At 58.9% G+C, this 17982-nt stretch carries 18 protein-coding genes; 7 read left to right on the top strand and 11 right to left on the bottom strand.

All coding sequences use genetic code 11. The annotated features are described in order from the left end of the window. Positions 1-4: 4 nt before the first annotated feature. Positions 5-715 carry a phosphate signaling complex protein PhoU gene (gene phoU / locus VXL81_RS05430; protein ID WP_061049310.1) on the top strand — a complete coding sequence of 237 codons (711 nt, stop codon included), beginning with the start codon at positions 5-7 and terminating at the stop codon, positions 713-715. Positions 716-717: 2 nt separating this feature from the next. After that, a complete protein-coding gene (gene phoB, locus VXL81_RS05425; protein WP_061049309.1) occupies positions 718-1407 on the top strand; it encodes a phosphate regulon transcriptional regulator PhoB in 690 nt (229 codons plus the stop codon). Between the two features lie 73 nt (positions 1408-1480). On the opposite strand, the gene VXL81_RS05420 is transcribed toward phoB, so the two are convergent. Then, positions 1481-2392: a LysR substrate-binding domain-containing protein gene (locus VXL81_RS05420; protein ID WP_061049308.1), complete on the bottom strand. Its 912-nt coding sequence runs from the start codon at positions 2390-2392 to the stop codon at positions 1481-1483. A 102-nt stretch (positions 2393-2494) separates the two neighbouring features. On the opposite strand from VXL81_RS05420, the gene VXL81_RS05415 reads away from it, so the two are divergent. Both VXL81_RS05415 and VXL81_RS05410 read left to right on the top strand, forming a co-directional pair. Continuing rightward, on the top strand, positions 2495-3715 hold the full coding sequence (locus VXL81_RS05415; protein ID WP_340545573.1) for an acyl-CoA dehydrogenase: 1221 nt from the start codon (positions 2495-2497) through the stop codon (positions 3713-3715). Positions 3716-4468: 753 nt separating this feature from the next. Continuing rightward, complete coding sequence (locus VXL81_RS05410; protein ID WP_416553239.1) at positions 4469-5245, top strand: SDR family oxidoreductase; 777 nt, start codon at positions 4469-4471, stop codon at positions 5243-5245. An 8-nt stretch (positions 5246-5253) separates the two neighbouring features. Here VXL81_RS05410 and VXL81_RS05405 read toward each other — a convergent pair whose 3' ends face one another. The 6 genes from VXL81_RS05405 to VXL81_RS05380 all read right to left on the bottom strand — a co-directional run bounded on the left by VXL81_RS05405 (position 5254) and on the right by VXL81_RS05380 (position 11261). Continuing rightward, the gene (locus VXL81_RS05405; protein WP_340545571.1) at positions 5254-6120 is read right to left on the bottom strand and encodes an acyl-CoA thioesterase; all 867 of its coding nucleotides are present in this window, start codon (positions 6118-6120) and stop codon (positions 5254-5256) included. Positions 6121-6198: 78 nt separating this feature from the next. Next, entirely contained in the window at positions 6199-7410 is a 1212-nt protein-coding gene (locus VXL81_RS05400; RefSeq protein ID WP_416553211.1) for a serine hydrolase domain-containing protein, read from the bottom strand. A 31-nt stretch (positions 7411-7441) separates the two neighbouring features. Further along, positions 7442-8194, bottom strand: a complete 753-nt coding sequence (locus VXL81_RS05395) for an enoyl-CoA hydratase/isomerase family protein (RefSeq protein ID WP_340545569.1) — start codon at positions 8192-8194, stop codon at positions 7442-7444. A 143-nt stretch (positions 8195-8337) separates the two neighbouring features. Further along, positions 8338-9132 carry an IclR family transcriptional regulator gene (locus VXL81_RS05390; protein WP_416553209.1) on the bottom strand — a complete coding sequence of 265 codons (795 nt, stop codon included), beginning with the start codon at positions 9130-9132 and terminating at the stop codon, positions 8338-8340. 24 nt (positions 9133-9156) lie between these two features. Further along, on the bottom strand, positions 9157-10146 hold the full coding sequence (locus tag VXL81_RS05385) for a phosphotransferase family protein (RefSeq protein WP_416553237.1): 990 nt from the start codon (positions 10144-10146) through the stop codon (positions 9157-9159). A 92-nt stretch (positions 10147-10238) separates the two neighbouring features. Beyond that, a complete protein-coding gene (locus VXL81_RS05380; RefSeq protein ID WP_416553207.1) occupies positions 10239-11261 on the bottom strand; it encodes an NAD(P)H-dependent flavin oxidoreductase in 1023 nt (340 codons plus the stop codon). Between the two features lie 164 nt (positions 11262-11425). Between VXL81_RS05380 and VXL81_RS05375 the strand changes: the two genes are divergently transcribed. The 3 genes from VXL81_RS05375 (at position 11426) to VXL81_RS05365 (ending at position 13893) form a co-directional block, all read left to right on the top strand. Then, positions 11426-12427, top strand: coding sequence for an NADPH:quinone oxidoreductase family protein (locus VXL81_RS05375; protein WP_340545566.1), 1002 nt, complete (start codon positions 11426-11428; stop codon positions 12425-12427). 264 nt (positions 12428-12691) lie between these two features. Continuing rightward, a complete protein-coding gene (aroQ, locus tag VXL81_RS05370; RefSeq protein WP_340545565.1) occupies positions 12692-13141 on the top strand; it encodes a type II 3-dehydroquinate dehydratase in 450 nt (149 codons plus the stop codon). Further along, positions 13138-13893: a helix-turn-helix transcriptional regulator gene (locus VXL81_RS05365; protein ID WP_340545564.1), complete on the top strand. Its 756-nt coding sequence runs from the start codon at positions 13138-13140 to the stop codon at positions 13891-13893. The genes aroQ and VXL81_RS05365 overlap by 4 nt, the downstream gene beginning before the upstream one ends. A gap of 493 nt (positions 13894-14386) precedes the next feature. Here the strand turns inward: VXL81_RS05365 and tsf are convergent, their stop codons facing one another. The 4 genes from tsf to VXL81_RS05345 all read right to left on the bottom strand — a co-directional run bounded on the left by tsf (position 14387) and on the right by VXL81_RS05345 (position 17907). Continuing rightward, positions 14387-15262, bottom strand: a complete 876-nt coding sequence (gene tsf, locus VXL81_RS05360; protein ID WP_340545563.1) for a translation elongation factor Ts — start codon at positions 15260-15262, stop codon at positions 14387-14389. A 79-nt stretch (positions 15263-15341) separates the two neighbouring features. Further along, positions 15342-16115: a 30S ribosomal protein S2 gene (rpsB, locus tag VXL81_RS05355; RefSeq protein WP_340545562.1), complete on the bottom strand. Its 774-nt coding sequence runs from the start codon at positions 16113-16115 to the stop codon at positions 15342-15344. A 188-nt stretch (positions 16116-16303) separates the two neighbouring features. Continuing rightward, positions 16304-17149, bottom strand: a complete 846-nt coding sequence (locus tag VXL81_RS05350; protein ID WP_416544364.1) for a lysophospholipid acyltransferase family protein — start codon at positions 17147-17149, stop codon at positions 16304-16306. Further along, a complete protein-coding gene (locus tag VXL81_RS05345; protein WP_340546318.1) occupies positions 17146-17907 on the bottom strand; it encodes a GNAT family N-acetyltransferase in 762 nt (253 codons plus the stop codon). Before VXL81_RS05345 ends, VXL81_RS05350 begins: the two co-directional genes overlap by 4 nt. Positions 17908-17982: the final 75 nt, after the last annotated feature.

Below are 17982 nucleotides of genomic sequence, written 5' to 3'. Positions count from 1 at the left end.
AGACATGCCAGAGCAACATATCGCATCCGCCTTCGACCGGGATCTGGAAGCCATTCAGGCGCAGATCATGAAAATGGGGGGCCTTGTCGAGGCCGCCATCATGGACGCCGCTCGTGCACTCGAAACCCGCGACGAGGAGCTCGCCCAGCAGGTGCGCAACGGCGACAAGGCCATCGACGGGCTGGAAGAGCTGATCAACGAAGAAGCCGCCCGCGTCATCGCCATCCGCGCGCCTGCTGCGGTCGATCTGCGGCTGGTGCTGTCGGTGATGAAAATCTCCGGCAATCTCGAACGTATCGGCGATTATGCCAAGAACATTGCCAAACGCACCGCCGTTCTGGCGCAGGGGCCCAGCGTCTCTGAGAGCGCCGCCGCCATGCGCCGTATGGCGCGCGAGGTCGAGCTGATGCTGAAGGACGCGCTGGATTCCTACATCCAGCGCGACGTGGAACTGGCGCAGGACGTGATCGCCCGCGACAAAGACGTCGATCAGATGTACAACGCGCTGTTCCGCGAATTCCTCACTTTCATGATGGAAGACCCGCGCAACATCACCCCCTGTATGCACCTGCATTTTATCGCCAAGAACGTCGAGCGCATGGGCGATCATGTCACCTCGATTGCCGAACAGGTGGTCTATCTGGTGACCGGCGACAAGCCCGAGGATGACCGGCAGAAAGCCGACACAACATCCTCTGTGCCGCAGGAGGTCTGACCATGGCTGCCGACCAACCCACCGTTCTGGTGGTCGAGGACGAATTGGCCCAACGCGAGGTTCTTTCCTATAATCTTGAGGCCGACGGGTTTCGTGTGCTGCGCGCCGAACATGGCGAAGAGGCGCTGCTGGTTGTCGAAGAGGACATGCCCGATATCATCGTGCTCGATTGGATGATGCCCAATCTCAGCGGCATCGAAGTCTGCCGTCGGCTGAAGTCGCGCCCCGAAACCCGGAACATTCCGATCATCATGCTGTCGGCCCGTTCGGAAGAGGTCGACAAGGTGCGCGGGCTGGAAACCGGCGCCGATGATTACGTGGTGAAGCCCTATTCGGTGATCGAACTGATGGCCCGCGTGCGCACGCAGTTGCGGCGGGTGCGCCCCTCGACCGTCGGGGTGCGGCTGGAATTTGACGATATCGTGCTGGACGCCGAGACTCATAAGGTCAGCCGGGCCGAGGCGCCGCTCAAACTTGGCCCGACCGAGTTTCGCCTGCTCTCCACCTTCATGGAGAAACCGGGCCGGGTCTGGAGCCGCGAGCAGCTCTTGGACCGGGTCTGGGGGCGCGATATCTATGTCGATACACGCACCGTCGATGTCCATATCGGCCGGCTGCGCAAGGCGCTGACCCAACACGGCGGATCTGACCCGGTGCGGACGGTCCGTGGCGCGGGCTACGCGTTAGGGTAGCAATCTAACTACTTGAAAATATGCGGCTTACGGGATTTCCCGAGGCCGCGCTTCGCTGGATTGATCAGCCGATCTATCGCGGCAACGGGTCTTCCGGCTGCGCCTGACCAGCCAGCCAGTTGCGGAACTTGATCAGGGCGGGATCCTTTGACCGGGCCTCTGGCCAGACCAGATAATAGGCGCCCTTGCTCTCGGTTGCTGTCGGGTAGAGCGCCACCAGACGGCCCGTTGCGAGATCCTGCTCCACCAGATAATCCGGCATCAAAGCCACCCCAAGCCCATGCAGTGCAGCCTGGGTAATGGTTGCGAATTGGTCATACATGGTACCGGATAATCCATCCTTCAACGCGATATCATGGGTCTCAAACCATTGCTGCCAGGCCTTTGGACGGGTCTGGATATGCAACAGGGGCAGGGCGGTGATATCTCCCGCGGTCTCGATCTGCCGACCGTTCAGAAGCTCCGGCGCGCAGACTGGCAACATCTGTTCGTGCTTCAGCAGCAGCGCGTCAGTTCCGGGCCAGTCAGCAGTGCCAAAATGTATCGCCGCATCAAAGCCTTCGCTGACGAAATTAAACGGTTCAAGCCGGGTCGACATATTGATGGTCACATCCGGGTGCAGCCGCGCGAATTCCGGCAGGCGCGGCATCAGCCAGCGCATCCCAAAGGCCGGCAGAATGGCCAGGTTGAGCGTACCGGCCAGCGGCGCGGCCTGAACCCGCAACGTCGATTGCGCGATTTGATTGAGCGCCTGACGTATTTCGGCGGCGTAAGTCTGCGCTTCTGCCGAGAGCATGAGCCGCTTCTGGTCCCGCCGCACCAGATCCACGCCCAATTGTCGTTCCAGCGCCTGCAGTTGGCGGCTGACAGCGCCTTGCGTCAGAGCCAATTCATCCGCCGCGGCAGAGGCGCTGCCCAGACGGTCCAGCGCTTCTAGCGCGCGCAGCGCGGCAATTGAGGGGAGAAAGCGTCTCGGCGTGGCCATGTATGAGCTTTTGTAATGTTTGCTTGTGGTTCTGTCGCTGTCATTCCTCTTACCGCAAGGTTAAGGTCGGCGGCAAGTTTTGGATCAGGAAGGTGATGACAAATGACCGAAAAACCCGCATTGCGCGCCAAAGATGCCCCGGATCTCGGCCAGTTCAACTGGGAAGACCCGCTGCGTCTGGATGATCAGCTGGGCGAAGATGAACGCATGATCGCAGCTTCCGCGCGGTCGTATGCTCAGGAAAAACTTCAGCCTCGGGTTCTAAGCGCCTATGAAAACGAGGAAACCGATCCCGAGATCTTCCGCGAGATGGGCGAGATGGGTCTGCTCGGCACCACCATTCCGGAACAATACGGTGGCCTTGGTGCAGGCTATGTCTCCTACGGTCTGGTTGCACGCGAGGTCGAGCGCGTTGACAGCGGTTACCGCTCGATGATGTCGGTGCAAAGCTCGCTGGTGATGTATCCCATTTACGCATATGGCAGCGAAGAACAGCGCCAGAAATACCTGCCCAAACTCTCCTCCGGTGAGTGGATCGGTTGCTTTGGCCTGACCGAACCCGATGCGGGCTCGGATCCCGCCGGCATGAAAACCCGGGCCGAGAAAACCGATGGCGGGTATCGTTTGACCGGGTCCAAGATGTGGATTTCCAACGCGCCCATCGCCGATGTCTTTGTGGTCTGGGCCAAGTCCGAGGCCCACGGCGGCAAGATCCGCGGATTTGTTCTGGAAAAAGGCATGAAGGGGCTTTCGGCTCCCAAGATCGCCAACAAGGCGTCGCTGCGCGCGTCGATCACCGGCGAAATCGTTATGGATGGCGTCGAGGTCGGCGACGACGCGCTGCTGCCGCATGTCGAGGGGCTGAAAGGTCCGTTCGGTTGTCTGAACCGCGCGCGCTACGGCATCAGCTGGGGGGCGATGGGTGCGGCAGAGGCCTGCTGGCACGCCGCCCGTCAATACGGTCTGGATCGCAAGCAGTTTGGCCGCCCGCTGGCCAACACCCAGTTGTTCCAGCTGAAACTCGCCAATATGCAGACCGAAATCACCCTTGGGCTCCAGGCCTCATTGCGGGTTGGCCGCCTGATGGACGAAGCCAATGCAGCGCCAGAGATGATTTCCATCGTCAAGCGCAACAACTGCGGCAAGGCGCTTGAGATCGCCCGCAACGCCCGCGACATGCACGGCGGCAATGGCATCAGCCTCGAGTTCGGCGTCATCCGACATATGGTGAACCTCGAAACGGTGAATACCTATGAGGGCACACATGACGTCCACGCCCTGATCCTGGGCCGCGCCCAAACCGGTCTGCAGGCGTTTTTCTAAACAGATCGCATAACAAAACGTTTAAAAAGCGCATCGTTGTCTGACAACGGTGCGCTCTTTCGTTAACATCGTAAATCAGAGATGACTGTAGGCACGCGTTAATCAACGCCCAGACACTGGTATTTCTGCAGGGCAGATTTGCAAAAACGCAAATCATGGACATCGCTTTATCCGCGCAAAGATTCTGACCGCTCTTTGCTGGACGAGCATCCCTCTGTCGCACGCCGAAAGGTTAAAGGGCAAGACGTGATAAATCCGGTCTTTCGTTGCAAAACACTGGGCTCCGCGCGCGAGTGGGTTAACGCGTTCATGAAGCGGTGCAGTCCACAGCGACCAGGTGGGTGCGCGCACCGAGATTTTTGCACAGGGGTGTTGCAATGGGTAATAACCGTCATCGACCTGCGCCGCTGCAAAACACCAATGCCAGATCAGGGCAAAATCCGTCTGGCGGCGGGTTAATCCCATTGCTGACATGCAAACCCGGGCCAGCGTAACCTTCGATGGCCAGGCCAATCCTACAAAGCGTCCATGAAGTTCTGCATATTGGCAGGCGCAAATCTGCCAGATGGATCAACTTCCATGAACAAGCGGTAAAATCAGAATACCCGTGGTGTACGACGGGTGGTGGGACCGACACGTATTACCTGTAATCAGTATTATGTATAATTTATATGATGCAGCGTCACTGTTGCAGGCTTGGCCGCAACATCGAACAGTTGCACAGCATATGTTCCAACGACAGCTGAGGCCCAAATGGATTTGCAAGGCAAAACGATTGTTATCACAGGCGCCGCCACAGGTATCGGGCGGGCTTTGGCGCTGACGATCGCCAAGCACGGCCCACGGCACATCATCTGTGCCGATATTGATGGCGCCAGTGCCCAGCATACTGCCGATGATGTTGGTGGCAGCGCCTTTGCCGTGGATGTCGGATCAGACCAGGCCATGGCGCAGATGATCGAGGCGATCGAGCGTGATATCGGACCGATTGATGTTTTCTGTTCGAACGCCGGAATTCTCAGGATCGGCGGCCTGGAGACCTCCCTTGCGGATTGGCAGCGCAGCTGGGATGTAAACGTAATGGCACATGTTTCCGCCGCCCGGCATCTCGTGCCACGTATGCTCGAACGTGGCGGCGGTTATTTCCTGAATGTCGCCTCGGCGGCCGGCTTGCTGAACCAGATCGGCGCCGCCAGCTACGGGGTTACCAAACATGCCGCCGTGGGGTTTTCAGAATGGCTGGCGATCACCCATGGCGACCAAGGGATCGGTGTTTCCGTCGTTTGTCCGCAAGCGGTGAAAACTGCCATGACCGAAGGATTGGAACATAGCGCTGCGGCTGTAGACGGTATGATCACCGCCGAGGACGTCGCAAAGATCTGCGTAGAAGCCATTGAGAACGAAACATTTCTCGTGCTTCCACACCCAACGGTGGCAAGCTACATCCAGGCCAAGGCCGCCGATACTGGACGCTGGATCACCGGTATGCAGCGGTTGCGCGACAAGTTCGACGCCCCGAACCCAGAATAATGGCTGCATCAGGATTTGGCGATGGGCCGCATCAGACCTTCCTGAGCGACGCTCGCCACCAAACGGCCATCCTGCGTGAAAATAGATCCGCGATTGAAGCCGCGGCCGCCTCCGGCAAAGGGTGAATCCATCGTATAGAGATGCCAGTCGTCGAATTTCACCGGTCCATGGAACCACATCGCGTGATCGAGACTGGCCGTCATCGCCTGTCCCTTTACAAAGCTCAGACCATGCGGACGCAGCGCCGAGCCCAGCAAACCATAGTCAGAGACATAGGCCATCAGCACATGTTGCAGCTGCGGGCTGGCGTCCTTGGCGGCTTTCATCCTGACCCACATATGGTTGATATCACTGCATTTACCGGGATTGATCGGATCGCGCGGCTCAACATCGCGGATTTCGAACGGGCGTTCTCGGGAAAATTCTACGCGCAGTCGGCCATCCAGCGTTTCGGCTAGCTCACGTAGCAACACGTCACGAGATACCAGCGCATCGGGGGCCTTTACCTCCGGGATCTCATGCTGATGTTCCCAGCCCGGTTCATCAATGTGAAAGGACGCCGCGAGATTCAGGATCTGCTTGCCATTCTGCAAGGCGGTGACCCGCCGGGTGGTAAAGCTGCCGCCATCCCGCGCCGGATCCACCGCGTAAATCACCGGCTTTGACGGATCGCCCGGACGGATGAAATATGCGTGCAGCGAATGGCACAGACGATCCGGCACTGTCGCATAAGCGGCCATCAGAGCCTGAGCGATAACCTGACCACCGTAAATCCGGGTCGGCGTCTCACCACCGGATCCAATTCCTCGATAGAGATTGCGGTCCAGTTCCTCAAGATCGAGGAGATTGAGCAAAATTTCAGCTGCGTCAGGCATTTGTTACGTCCTGTTGATCTTTGCGCGGGTCATCGGCTGTGCGTCACCCTGCCCTCATGGCGTGGCCGACAGGCAGGATTAGCCCGTTATCGCTCCGTGAACCAGCGCCTTTAGCTCAGCGCGTGCCGGATAGGAGCTGGATGGTGCCAGCTGTGTAAAAAACACGACACTCAGATCCAGCAGCGGGTCAACCCAGAAAAACGTCGACGCCATACCGCCCCAGCTGAAATCACCCACCGATCCCGGACATCGCGCCCGCGCCGGATCAAGCACAACAGCGCCGCCGAGACCAAAGCCCATCCCCTCCATCGGCTGTTCCGCAAAGCTCTGCGGTCCCATCGACGCAATATCGCCTGGAAGGTGGTTTTGGCACATGAAATCAATGATTTGTGGACTGATCAGATGGTGTTTCCCCAACCGCCCACGCAACCGGATCAACTCAACAAAGCGCATATAGTCGTCAATCGTACTGAGCAGGCCGCCGCCGCCCGAGTGCATCTCGGCCCGGCTAAACGGCGTATCGACGTAGCAGTCAATCAGCCGCAGACTTTCGTCTCCCTGCTCTGCACCATTCAAATCCATGGCGTCGCCACTCAGCGGAGAATATAATGAAGCCAGACGGTTACCGGTTTCCGCTAAGGTGTGAAATGCGGTTTGATCCATGCCGAGCGGGTCAAATATCTCACGCTTGAGGAACGCCGCAAGGCTGTCACCGGTTACAACCTCAATCACCCGGCCAATCACGTCAATGCCAACCGAGTATTCCCAGCGTTTTCCGGGTTCAAAAGCAAGCGGAAGCGAGGCCAGTTCCGTGACCTTCGTCGCAAGAAGCCCCTGATCCGGTTTGAACATCAGATCTGTTTTCGACATTTCTTCTGCCAGCAGGCCCGGATTGAACGGGTAGCTCAATCCGCTGGTATGGGTCAGCAGCTCATGCAGCGTGGGCGCGCGGCAGGGCTGTGTCTGGTCAATATCGGTCGCGCCCTCAATAAGACAGTGCATATCAATGAATTCAGGAAGAAATTCCGACACCGGCGCATCCAGATGTAACAGGCCGCGTTCCAGCAGCAGCAGCAATGCAAGCGAGGTGACCGGTTTCGTCATGGAATAGATCCGTGTCACCGTATCGCGGGTGAATGGCAGATCTTCGGCGATATTGCGATGACCAACCGCGTAGAAATAGCATTCTTCGCCGCCGCGGTTGATCAGCAGCGAACTGCCGGCATATCTGCGGTGATCGACATAGCGATGCTGCCATCTTCTGATGTTTTCTAGCCGCGCGGCATCCATGGGGGCTCCTGTCGTCAGATATCGGTAAGGTTCAGCCGATGAGCCTGGTCATCGCTGGCACAGTTTCACTGGTAAACCAGGGGGTATCATCCGATTCCGCTGCCATCGCCGCCTTGATCCTGGCGATCGTCTCGCCTCGGAGCTGCTGCTTGATCGCGCCGTAGGTTCCGGCGGGCAAGTCCGCCAGTGTCCGTGCTTCCTTCAGCGCGTATCCGAGCAGATCTTCGGCATCATCGGCAATGATATCAACGATATCGAAGTTGCGGGCTGCGATTGGCCCAATGGTCTGCCCAGTCAGCATCAAACGCCGCTGAATATTGGGGCTGAGGGTTGCCCGGGCGATCTCCAGCGGCGCCACGGGAAAATCCACCCCGGCCTGCACTTCTGCAAGACCAAACTTGGATTTAACCAGGGCTACACGCACATCACTGCAAAGGACAAAGAACAAGCCACCGGCAATCGCCGCACCATTAACAGCCGCAACCACCGGCTTGGGACAGGCGTAAAGCGCGAGGAACGCCTCGTTCAGCCCATCCACGGCAGCCCGCTGACCTGCCAGATCGAAATCCTTCGCGGCTTTCAGATCGAGGCCTGCCGAGAACACCTTGAACGCGCTGGTCAACAGGATCGCACGGACGGAAGGGTCTTCTCCGAATTCTTTGATTACGTTGGCGAAATCCATCAGGAACTCGGGCGACAACGCATTGACCGGCGCCCGTGATAGTTTGAGTTCGACAACCCCGTCCCCATGTGACTGCCGGAACAACCAGTCGCTCTGTGTCATCTCTGCCTCTTCCCTTTGGGCTGGCGATCTGCTGCCAGCTGTTTGCGATATCATGCGTGGTTTGCCGACTGAGGTCGAGTATTTTGACCTACGTAAAACCACGCATAAAGCTATATCGCCCCCGCTTTGGCAAAGGGTTACCGCTAGGGGCGCATGCTTAGGGTTTCGGCAGCAGAAATCAGCTGATCGGCGTAGCGCTGTTCCAGAACGGCACGGCTTACGTGAAAGGACGGTCCACCGACATTCAGCCCGTAGACCCGTGTCCCGTTCAGCGAGACAACCGGCACCGCGATACCGTTCACATCCTCGCGCCAATCTCCATAGCCGGTGCAAAAGCCCCGTGCCGCATATTCCTCCTGCGCGCGACCCAGACAATCCTGCCGCGCCTGTTTTCCCTCAGGGTCAAGCGCGTCGGCGATCTTCAGGCTCTCCGTCCGCTGATCGGGTGACATGCCGGCCAGAATGGCGCGGCCAACGGCCGAGAAAAACAACGGCAGACGCATCCCGACATGTGCCGCAAGCGAGACATCCTCGCGCGAGCGATGCACCGCGATATAGATGACGTCAGCATGATGTGCTTCGCCTAATGCGCTGGTAATATAGGAATTTTCTCCATTCCTCAGATCCCGCAGGATTTGCGAGGCACGGTCGTTGATATCCATTCCCGCCAGCACGCCATAGCCCAGACGCAGAACCCCTGCCCCCAACCGATACGTCCCCGACTGCGGATCCTGCACGAGGTAGCCCAATTGGCACAGGGTATAGGTCAGCCGCGATACGGTCGGCTTTGGCAGGCCTGTGCGGTCGGCCAGATCAGTGTTGGTCAGCTCCAGCTCATTGCGCCGAAACGCGCGCAGCACATCCAACCCCCGCGCCAAGGCGGTGACAAAATTGCGGTCTTTCTCCGCATCCGCTGACGCTGTGTGGTTGCTGTCCATGCCCTGTCCCCTTGGCCGCTTGGCCTAGTCAAAACTACGCGTCAACGCGGCGAGCCCGGCGCGCGCAAACTCCGGCACAAATGCGCCCAGTCGCGCTGCATGTTCGGGGTTTGACGCATTGCCATCAAGCCCTCTTTTGCGCACACCCTGCAGGATCGCAGCCATCCGAAAGAAGCTGAAGGAGAGATAATAGCCAAAGTTATCAACTCCGGGCAAATCTCTGCGTTTACAATAGCTTGCAATAAAGTCTTCATCTGATGGCAGACCAAGCTCGCGCCGGTCAAGCCCGGCCAGTCCGCGCCCCTCGCGGCCCGGTGGCATCTGCCACTGCATGATGACCCCGGCGAGATCTGCATAGGGGTGGCCGATCGTCGACAGCTCCCAGTCGAGCACCGCACGACAGTTGGTTCCCGCTGCGGCAAAGATCATATTGTCGATGCGGTAATCACCGTGCACCAATCCGCGCTGCCCATCATCCGCAGGCATCTGCGCATCCAGCGCGGCGATCAGATCATCCATTTCGGCAATGGTTTCAACCTCGCTGGCGCGATACTGCTTGCTCCACCGCGCCAGCTGACGCGTGAAGTAATTGCCCTCGGGCCCGTAGTCGGACAGACCGACAGCGGTGACATCAACCCCGTGTAGCGCCGCCAGAACGCGGCTCATTTCATCCATCACCGCGCCACGCTCGGTCGGCGACAGATCCGGCAGTGACGGATCTGAGAAATTCCGCCCAACCACATGTTCCATCAAGTAAAAAGACGATCCGATGACGCTATCATCCTCGCAGAGATGATGCATCATGGCGACCGGCACTTCGGTGTTGCGCAAGGCGGTCTGAACACGAAACTCACGCTCGACCGCATGGGCGGATTTCAGCAGCACACCCGCTGGTTTACGTCGCAGCACATACTGCCCCGCATCGGTCGACAACAGATAGGTGGGATTGGACTGGCCGTTCTGGAATTTGCGGGCTGTGATCGGCCCGTCAAAGCCCGGCAGCCGTCCGCGCATGTAATGCTCGATAGCGCGCAAATCCAGCGCCGCTGCGCCTTGTTCACGATCAGAGCCGCTGCGGTCTTTGCCGTTTGAACTGCCGCGTCCCATTATACGTCTCCGATTGTGGTAAACTCTGCCGCCAGCGCTCTGCCCGCGGCCTCGTAATCGGCGGCGATCTCCGCAACCAATGTGGCAACCGGCTGCACCTCTGTTACCGCACCGATACCTTGACCGGATCCCCAGATCTCCTTCCAGGCCTTGGGTTTGGATGACCCACCGGCGAAATTCATCGCCGTCGCATCAGCGCTGGCCAGATTGTCGGGATCAAGCCCCGCCTTCTGAATGGAACCACGCAGGTAGTTACCAGAAACACCTGTAAACAATGAGGAATAGACGATATCATCGGCACTGCTGTCGACGATCATCTGCTTGTACGCCTGCTGCGCATTGGCTTCCTCAGTGGCGATAAAAGGTGACCCGGCATAGCCAAAATCGGCCCCGAGCGCCCGGGCCGCCAGCAGAGAGCGGCCATTGGCGATTGCTCCCGACAGCGCAAGGGGGCCGTGAAACCAGCTGCGGATTTCGCTGATCAGCGCCAGCGGCGACAGCTGCCCGGCATGGCCGCCTGCCCCGGCGGCAACCGCGATCAGACCATCTGCGCCCTTCTCGATGGCCTTATGGGCAAAGCGATTGTTGATCACATCATGCAGCACGATGCCGCCGCAATCGTGAGCCACCTCATTCACCTCCGGTCGCGCCCCCAGTGATGTGATCCACAGCGGCACCTTCCAGCGATGACAGATCTCAAGATCACGCTCCAGCCTGGTATTTGACCGGTGAACAATCTGATTGACCGCAAAGGGTGCCGCCGGATGATCCGGGTTGTCCTGGTTATGGCGGTCCAGCGCCTCGGTGATCTGTTTCAACCAGGCTTCCAGAAGCGGCGGCTCGCCCTCAGCCTCACGCGCGTTCAGCGCCGGGAAGGACCCAACGATTCCGGCCTTGCATTGGGCAATGACGAGGTCGGGCACGGATATGATGAACAGCGGCGCGCCAATCAACGGCAGCCCAAGCCCCTGCAGGGCTTCGGGCATAGGCTGCCCACCCTGGGTGAGGTGATTTTTATTCATTTCCAGCCCCTTATCCAACAGAATTCAGGCCGCTTTCCGGTTGGAAAACAGATCGTTTGCAGAGCAGAATTGCATTTCGCAATTTCATTGACAACGCAAGATCTGCACAGAAGACTTGACGTCACACCGGCCAGGGTTCGGCCACCATGACAGGATAATCACTCATGCATGCGATGCTCTCCACCGCTCCAGGCGGCCCCGAAACCCTGCAGTGGAGCGCACAGGACGATCCCGTCCCCGGCCCCAGGGATGTGCTTGTGGCGATCCATGCCGCCAGCGTGAACTATCCTGATACTCTGATGATACAGGATCTCTATCAGATCAAACCACCGCGTCCCTTTGCACCGGGCGGTGAAATCGCGGGCGAGGTTATCGCCCTTGGCAAGGACGTCGATAATCTGAACATCGGCGACCGGGTTCTGGCGCTGACGGGATATGGCGGGTTTGCCACCCATATCTGCGTCCCTGCCGCCAGCGCCATCAAGATTCCCGATCAGATGCCCTATCTCGATGCGGCTGGTTTTGTCTTTACCTACGGCACATCTCATCACGCGCTGAAGGAACGGGCACAGCTGCAACCGGGAGAGACCGTGCTGGTGCTGGGCGCCGCTGGCGGGGTTGGCTCTGCCGCAATCGAACTCGCCAAGGCCGCAGGGGCGCGTGTCATCGCTGCGGTGTCCTCCGCCGAGAAGGCGGCCTTCTGCGAGAAGATCGGCGCGGATGCGACGGTGATCTACGGCCATGCGCCCGACAAGGAGGACCAGATTGCCTTTGGAAAGAACCTCAAGGCGATGGCGGGGAAAACCGGGATCGATGTGGTCTATGATGCGGTCGGCGGCCCCTATGCCGAACCGGCGCTTCGCGCGATGGCCTGGCAGGGCCGCTATCTGGTTGTCGGTTTTGCCGCCGGCATCGCAAAAATGCCGATGAACCTGCCGCTCCTGAAAGGATGCCAGATCGTCGGCGTATTCTGGGGCGCCGCCGTTCAGCGGGCGCCAGAGCAGCATCGCACCAATGTCGGTGAGCTGTTTGAGCTCTATTGCAAAGGTGACATTCGACCGCGCATCCACGCGCAGTATCCGATGACCGAAGCCGCTGCTGCCCTGACAGAAATGCAAAACAGAAGCGTTCTGGGCAAGATCATCCTGACAAACACGCCAGATTGACACTGCTCGTCTAGAAGACAACGTTAGCGATAGCTCGCTTGCATATTATTCTAAAATATATATCAATATGAGCGAATTACGGCGGAGCGGCCGCAGCGCTGACGGGCTGGCCAACCGATCCTGCGCCTGTCACTTGGGCCAGCCAACGACGCGCCGGCAGGGCTGGAGACTGGCGACCATCCCGGCGAGCCCGCACCACGGCAAATGTCCTCTATTGGGCGGAAGACGGGCAATCGGGGCATCACAGAGTTATTGGATATCGACATGCACAACATCCTGGTTTTGAACGGCCCCAACCTGAACCTGTTGGGAACGCGCCAGCCTGAGGTTTACGGGCATGAAACGCTGGCGATGGTTGAACAACGCTGCATCGACCATGGCGCGTCACTCGGGCTTTCGGTGACGTGCGAGCAGTCCAATCACGAAGGCGCGCTGCTTGATGCGCTGCACGGGGCCCGCGGCAGCTACGCCGGGATCATCCTCAATGCAGGCGCCTATACCCATACCTCCATCGCGCTGATGGATGCGATTTTTTCCATCGCCCTGCCGGTGGTTGAAGTTCACCTGTCAAACATCCATGCACGCGAGGAATTTCGCCATCGCTCCTATATCGCGCGCGCCGCGCTTGGACAGATCTGCGGATTTGGGTCACAGGGCTATCTGATGGCACTTGATGCGCTCAACAGCCATTTGAATCAGGAAAAACCGGGATGAAGCTGCGTGCCTACATAGACTTTCTATGCGGGGCGCGGACGCTTGAGGAGCTTTGGCTGGAACACGTCAAACAGATGCAGGCCTTTCGTTTTGACCGGCTGATCTACGGCTATACGCGTCACAAGACCAAAACCTCGCTCGGTGACCCCGAAGATTTCGTGATCCTGTCCAATCACTGCACCGAATACGTGAAAGGCTTCGTAAACTCCGGCCTCTATTTCGACGCGCCGATGTTGCAATGGGCGCTGAACAACGAAGGGGCCGGCAGCTGGCGCATGGTGCAGCAGCAGATGGCAAATCAATGCCTGACACCACAGGCGCAGAAAGTGATCGATTTCAATACGGCCATGGGGGTAAAGGCGGGCTACACCGTCAGCTTCTATTCGGCTTCTCAACGGTTCAAGGGCGCAATATCTTTGGCGGCGGAGGAAACCCTCAGCCAGGATGAGGTCGATGAGATCTGGGCAACGCATGGGCATGATATCGTTCTGATGAACAATGTCGCGCATCTGAAGATCCTCACGATGCCTTATGACCCCCCAAACCGCAGCCTGACAAAACGCCAGAGAGAAGCGTTGGAATGGGTTGGTGACGGCAAGACCACTCAGGATATAGCGGTTCTGATGGGGCTGACGCCTGCGACCGTCGAAAAACACCTGCGCCTGGCACGCGAGGCACTGGCCGTTGAGACAACAGCCCATGCGGTACTAAAAGCGGCACTTCACAATCAGATGTATATTATGGAGAACTGATAATCCCTATAATATATATTGGATATTACAGCTGATATTCAGAGAGTTTCTTCCAATTTTCGCAATCTATCTGCAATTGGGTATGGAATTCATTACTTCCCCAATAGGAGAACTACAGGCACACTTACCATGTTCCGTGAGTGGGGCTTTGGCCTGGGACGGCGCAGGGCATGACCCTTGGGATTGCAAGGCTCTCTAACCTGTCCGGTAGCTGCGCGTATTGTTCCGCGCCAGCGCCGGGATATTCTGAGGGGCTTGTTGCGGCCATTCGATGTCTTTCCTGACATGGGCCCGCGACAGGCCCCTCACCCTCTTCCGACCGTATGACTGCCAATATGATATGCGCCATGGGCTTTGCCATCTGGGCGCTGCTGACGCGCCCTGCCCCTGATCGCCGCGCCTCTCATATTGCATTGTCACAAAGGAAAAGGCCGACGAAACGCGTTCGTCGGCCTTTAATTGTCTTACGGTCGGGCGTTAGCCCGCGTCGGGCTTAGCCCTGGGCTGCCTTGGCAACCTCAGCTGCGAAGTCTTCTTTTTCGACTTCGATGCCTTCGCCGACTTCCAGACGCACGAAACCGGTGATGGTGGCGCCCGCTTCCTTGGCCGCTTCTTCAACGGTCAGGTCAGGGTTCACAACGAACTGCTGGTTCAGCAGGGTCGATTCAGCCACGAATTTCTTCATGCGGCCGACGATCATCTTCTCGATCACCTGCTCCGGCTTGCCGGATTCGCGGGCGATGTCCATCTGGACCTGCTTTTCTTTCTCAACAACAGAGGCGTCCAGCTCCGCTTCGCTCAGCGCGGCGGGGTTCACAGCTGCGATGTGCATCGCAATCTGCTTGCCGATCGCTTCGTCGCCGCCGTTCATGGCAACCAATACGCCGATCTTGCCCATGCCTGCGGTCGCAGCGTTGTGCACATAGGACACAACGGTTTCACCTTCGAGGGAGGCCATACGGCGCACGGCCATGTTCTCACCGATGGTGGCGATCTTGTCGGTCAGGGTTTCGGCAACGGTTTTGCCGCCCATGTCCGCCGCCAGCAGCGCGTCGACATCGGCTGCGTTCACTGCGGTCTTGGCAATGCCGGACACCATTTCCTGGAACTCGGCGTTTTTGCCGACAAAGTCGGTTTCCGAGTTCACTTCGACGGCAACACCTTTGTTGCCTTCGACGACCACGGCGACCAGGCCTTCTGCGGCGGTACGGCCGGATTTCTTGGCCGCTTTTGCCAGACCCTTGGTGCGCAGCCAGTCAACGGCGGCTTCCATGTCGCCATTGGTTTCGGTCAGCGCCTTCTTGGCGTCCATCATGCCTGCGCCGGTGCTGTCGCGCAGTTCCTTAACCATGGATGCAGTAATTGCCATCTTAGGCTCTCCTCAATTCAAAAACGGATATGGGGCAGGTGATAGCCTGCCCCGCATGTCAACTCCGTGACAGGACGGATCAGGCGTCAGCAGCGGCGTCTTCAGCAACGGCTTCTTCTGCCGGTGCCTCTTCCAGGGCGCCAAGATCAACGCCTGCGGCGCCGAGCTGTGCGGACATGCCGTCCAGAGCAGCGCGGGCGACCAGATCGCAGTAAAGCGCGATGGCGCGGGCCGCGTCGTCGTTGCCGGGGATGATGTAGTCAACACCATCGGGCGAGCAGTTGGTGTCGACGATGGCCACAACCGGGATACCCAGCTTGTTGGCTTCGGCGATGGCCAGCGCTTCTTTTTTCACGTCGATGACGAACAGCAGGTCAGGAACGCCACCCATCTCGCGGATACCACCGAGCGAGGCTTCCAGCTTCAGCTGGTCACGCTCCATGCCCAGACGCTCTTTCTTGGTCAGGCCTTCGGCGCCGGACGCCATTTTCTCGTCGATTTCCTTCAGGCGGTTGATCGACTGGGAAACGGTTTTCCAGTTGGTCAGCGTGCCACCGAGCCAGCGGTGGTTCATGAAGTACTGAGCGGATTTCTCAGCTGCGTCTGCGATCGGCTGAGCCGCCTGACGCTTGGTGCCGACGAACAGGATCCGGCCGCCCTTGGCGACGGTGTCGCGGACAGCGTTCAGAGCTGCGTCCAGCATGGGAACGGTCTGGGTCAGGTCCAGAATGTGGATGCCGTTGCGTGCGCCATAGATGAAGGGCGACATGCGCGGGTTCCAGCGCTGGGTTTGGTGACCAAAGTGTACGCCTGCCTCAAGCAGCTGACGCATGGAGAACTCGGGAAGAGCCATGTATCTTTTCCTTTTCCGGTTTCGTGCCTCGGCGGGGGTCTCAGAGCGGATGCTCCAACCGGCGGTCTGCCAGGGATGTCTCCCCCGGTCAGGCCAATCCCCACCTGCGGATTGAATGGCGCGCGTATATGCCAGCGCTGAAGGATGCGCAAGGGCAAAAGATATATCCGCGCCCTGCCCCGGCCATTTCAGCGCGCGCCCTGCCCAATGCGCTGCCAAAGCGCGGTATGTCCGGCGCTGACCTCGGCTTCGCAGGCGGTCGCAAGGGCCTTGCGATCGGCGAAATCGGACACCCGCAGCGGAGTATGATAGTGCAGCACCACCTCGCCCTGACGCAGCGACGCCATTGTTTTCAGCAGATGTGAGCCGAAATCCATGTCTCCCCACCAACCATAAAACCGCGGATCCTCTCCATTTGGCGGGTAGAACACCACCGAAACCGGCTGGATCGAGATCATATCGCGCAGCTCGGGGTGAAAGAACGCCGCAAAAAGCGTTGTCTTGAACGGCAGCACACGCAGCCCGTCGGTCGATGTCCCTTCGGGAAAGAACAGCAGCTTGTGCCCCAGCAACAGGCGCTGCTGGAACAATGCCGTCTGTTGGCGCGCTTCCCTTGCGTCGCGTTTGATGAACACCGTGCCCGTGGCCCGTGCCAGCCAGCCAATACCCGGCCATGAGGCAACCTCCGCCTTGGAGACGAAATAGATCCGCTTGCGGGCGTTCAGAGCAAAAATATCCAGCCATGACGTATGGTTGGCGACCACTGCGCCGCGTTGCGTCATCAATGAGCCTTCGGTGCGGAACCCGATGCCCAGAATACGAAAGGCATTGCGGCAGACGCATTGCGTGATGAACGGCGTCACCGGCCGGCTGAGACCACAAAGCGGCCGTTCGATCAGGCGCACCAGCAGCAGCACCAGCAAGCCGCCAAAGACCAGCGTGCCCAGACATAGGCCGCGACCGAGGATCAACACCCATCCAATGGCGCTGATCTTGATCGGAGGCGGCGCGTCCTCTCCCTCCCAGGTGGTCATGGCTCGCTGCGCCCTGCCTCGTAGATCCGTCGCTGACGCGCGTTCATGCGTGCAGTGTCCAGCACAAGACAGATATCGGTGGTGTTGAAATCATGGTCGATATAGGCGCCATCGCCCACGCAGCCGCCAAGCCGCAGGTAGGCCTTGATCAGCGCCGGCGTGTCCAGCATGGCGCGGCGACGGTCCAGATCGCCTGCCGGGATCAGGTCCATGGATTGGTAGCTGCGTGAAACCGGCCGCAGGTCTTCCGGCGCGAGATGGTTGTGGTGCAGCGATGACAGCGCATTGGCCAGCGGCGCAACCTCCGTCCCATGAAAACTGGCAACGCCAAACAGCACCTCGATCTCATGCTCGGCCACATAGGCTGACAGCGCGGACCAAAGGTGAAACATCGCGGTTCCGCCCCGATAATCCGGGTGCAGGCAGGAACGCCCCAATTCCAACAGCTTACGACCCGAAGCTCTCAGTTTAGAGAGGTCATATTCATCCTCGGAATAGAATTGCCCGGCCAAAAGCGCCTGATCGCCACGCAGCACCCGGTAGACGCCAACCACCGCATCGCGCGTCTGGTCCCAGAGCAACAGATGGTCGAAAAACGCATCGAAACGATCCTGCTCCAGCCCTGCCTCGTGATCCACCAGCGCGCCGCCCCCGCCAAGCTCACTGACAAAAACGTCGTATCTGAGCGCCTGCGCCGCGCGTAAATCCGCCGATGTCTGTGCCAGTTTGACCTGAAATGCAGGAGAACTGCCGCCCATGAGCTTGCTCATCAATGGTTTGCCTTGCGTGCAGCTAGCCTATAAGGCACGGCATGTGCAAGTTTCGTTCAAATT

This window comes from Phaeobacter sp. JH204B, from assembly GCF_048055755.1.
Lineage (GTDB): Bacteria > Pseudomonadota > Alphaproteobacteria > Rhodobacterales > Rhodobacteraceae > Phaeobacter > Phaeobacter bryozoorum.
The sequence above is the reverse complement of the archived record's forward strand: the minus strand, read 5'-3'. Positions and strand labels throughout refer to the sequence as shown.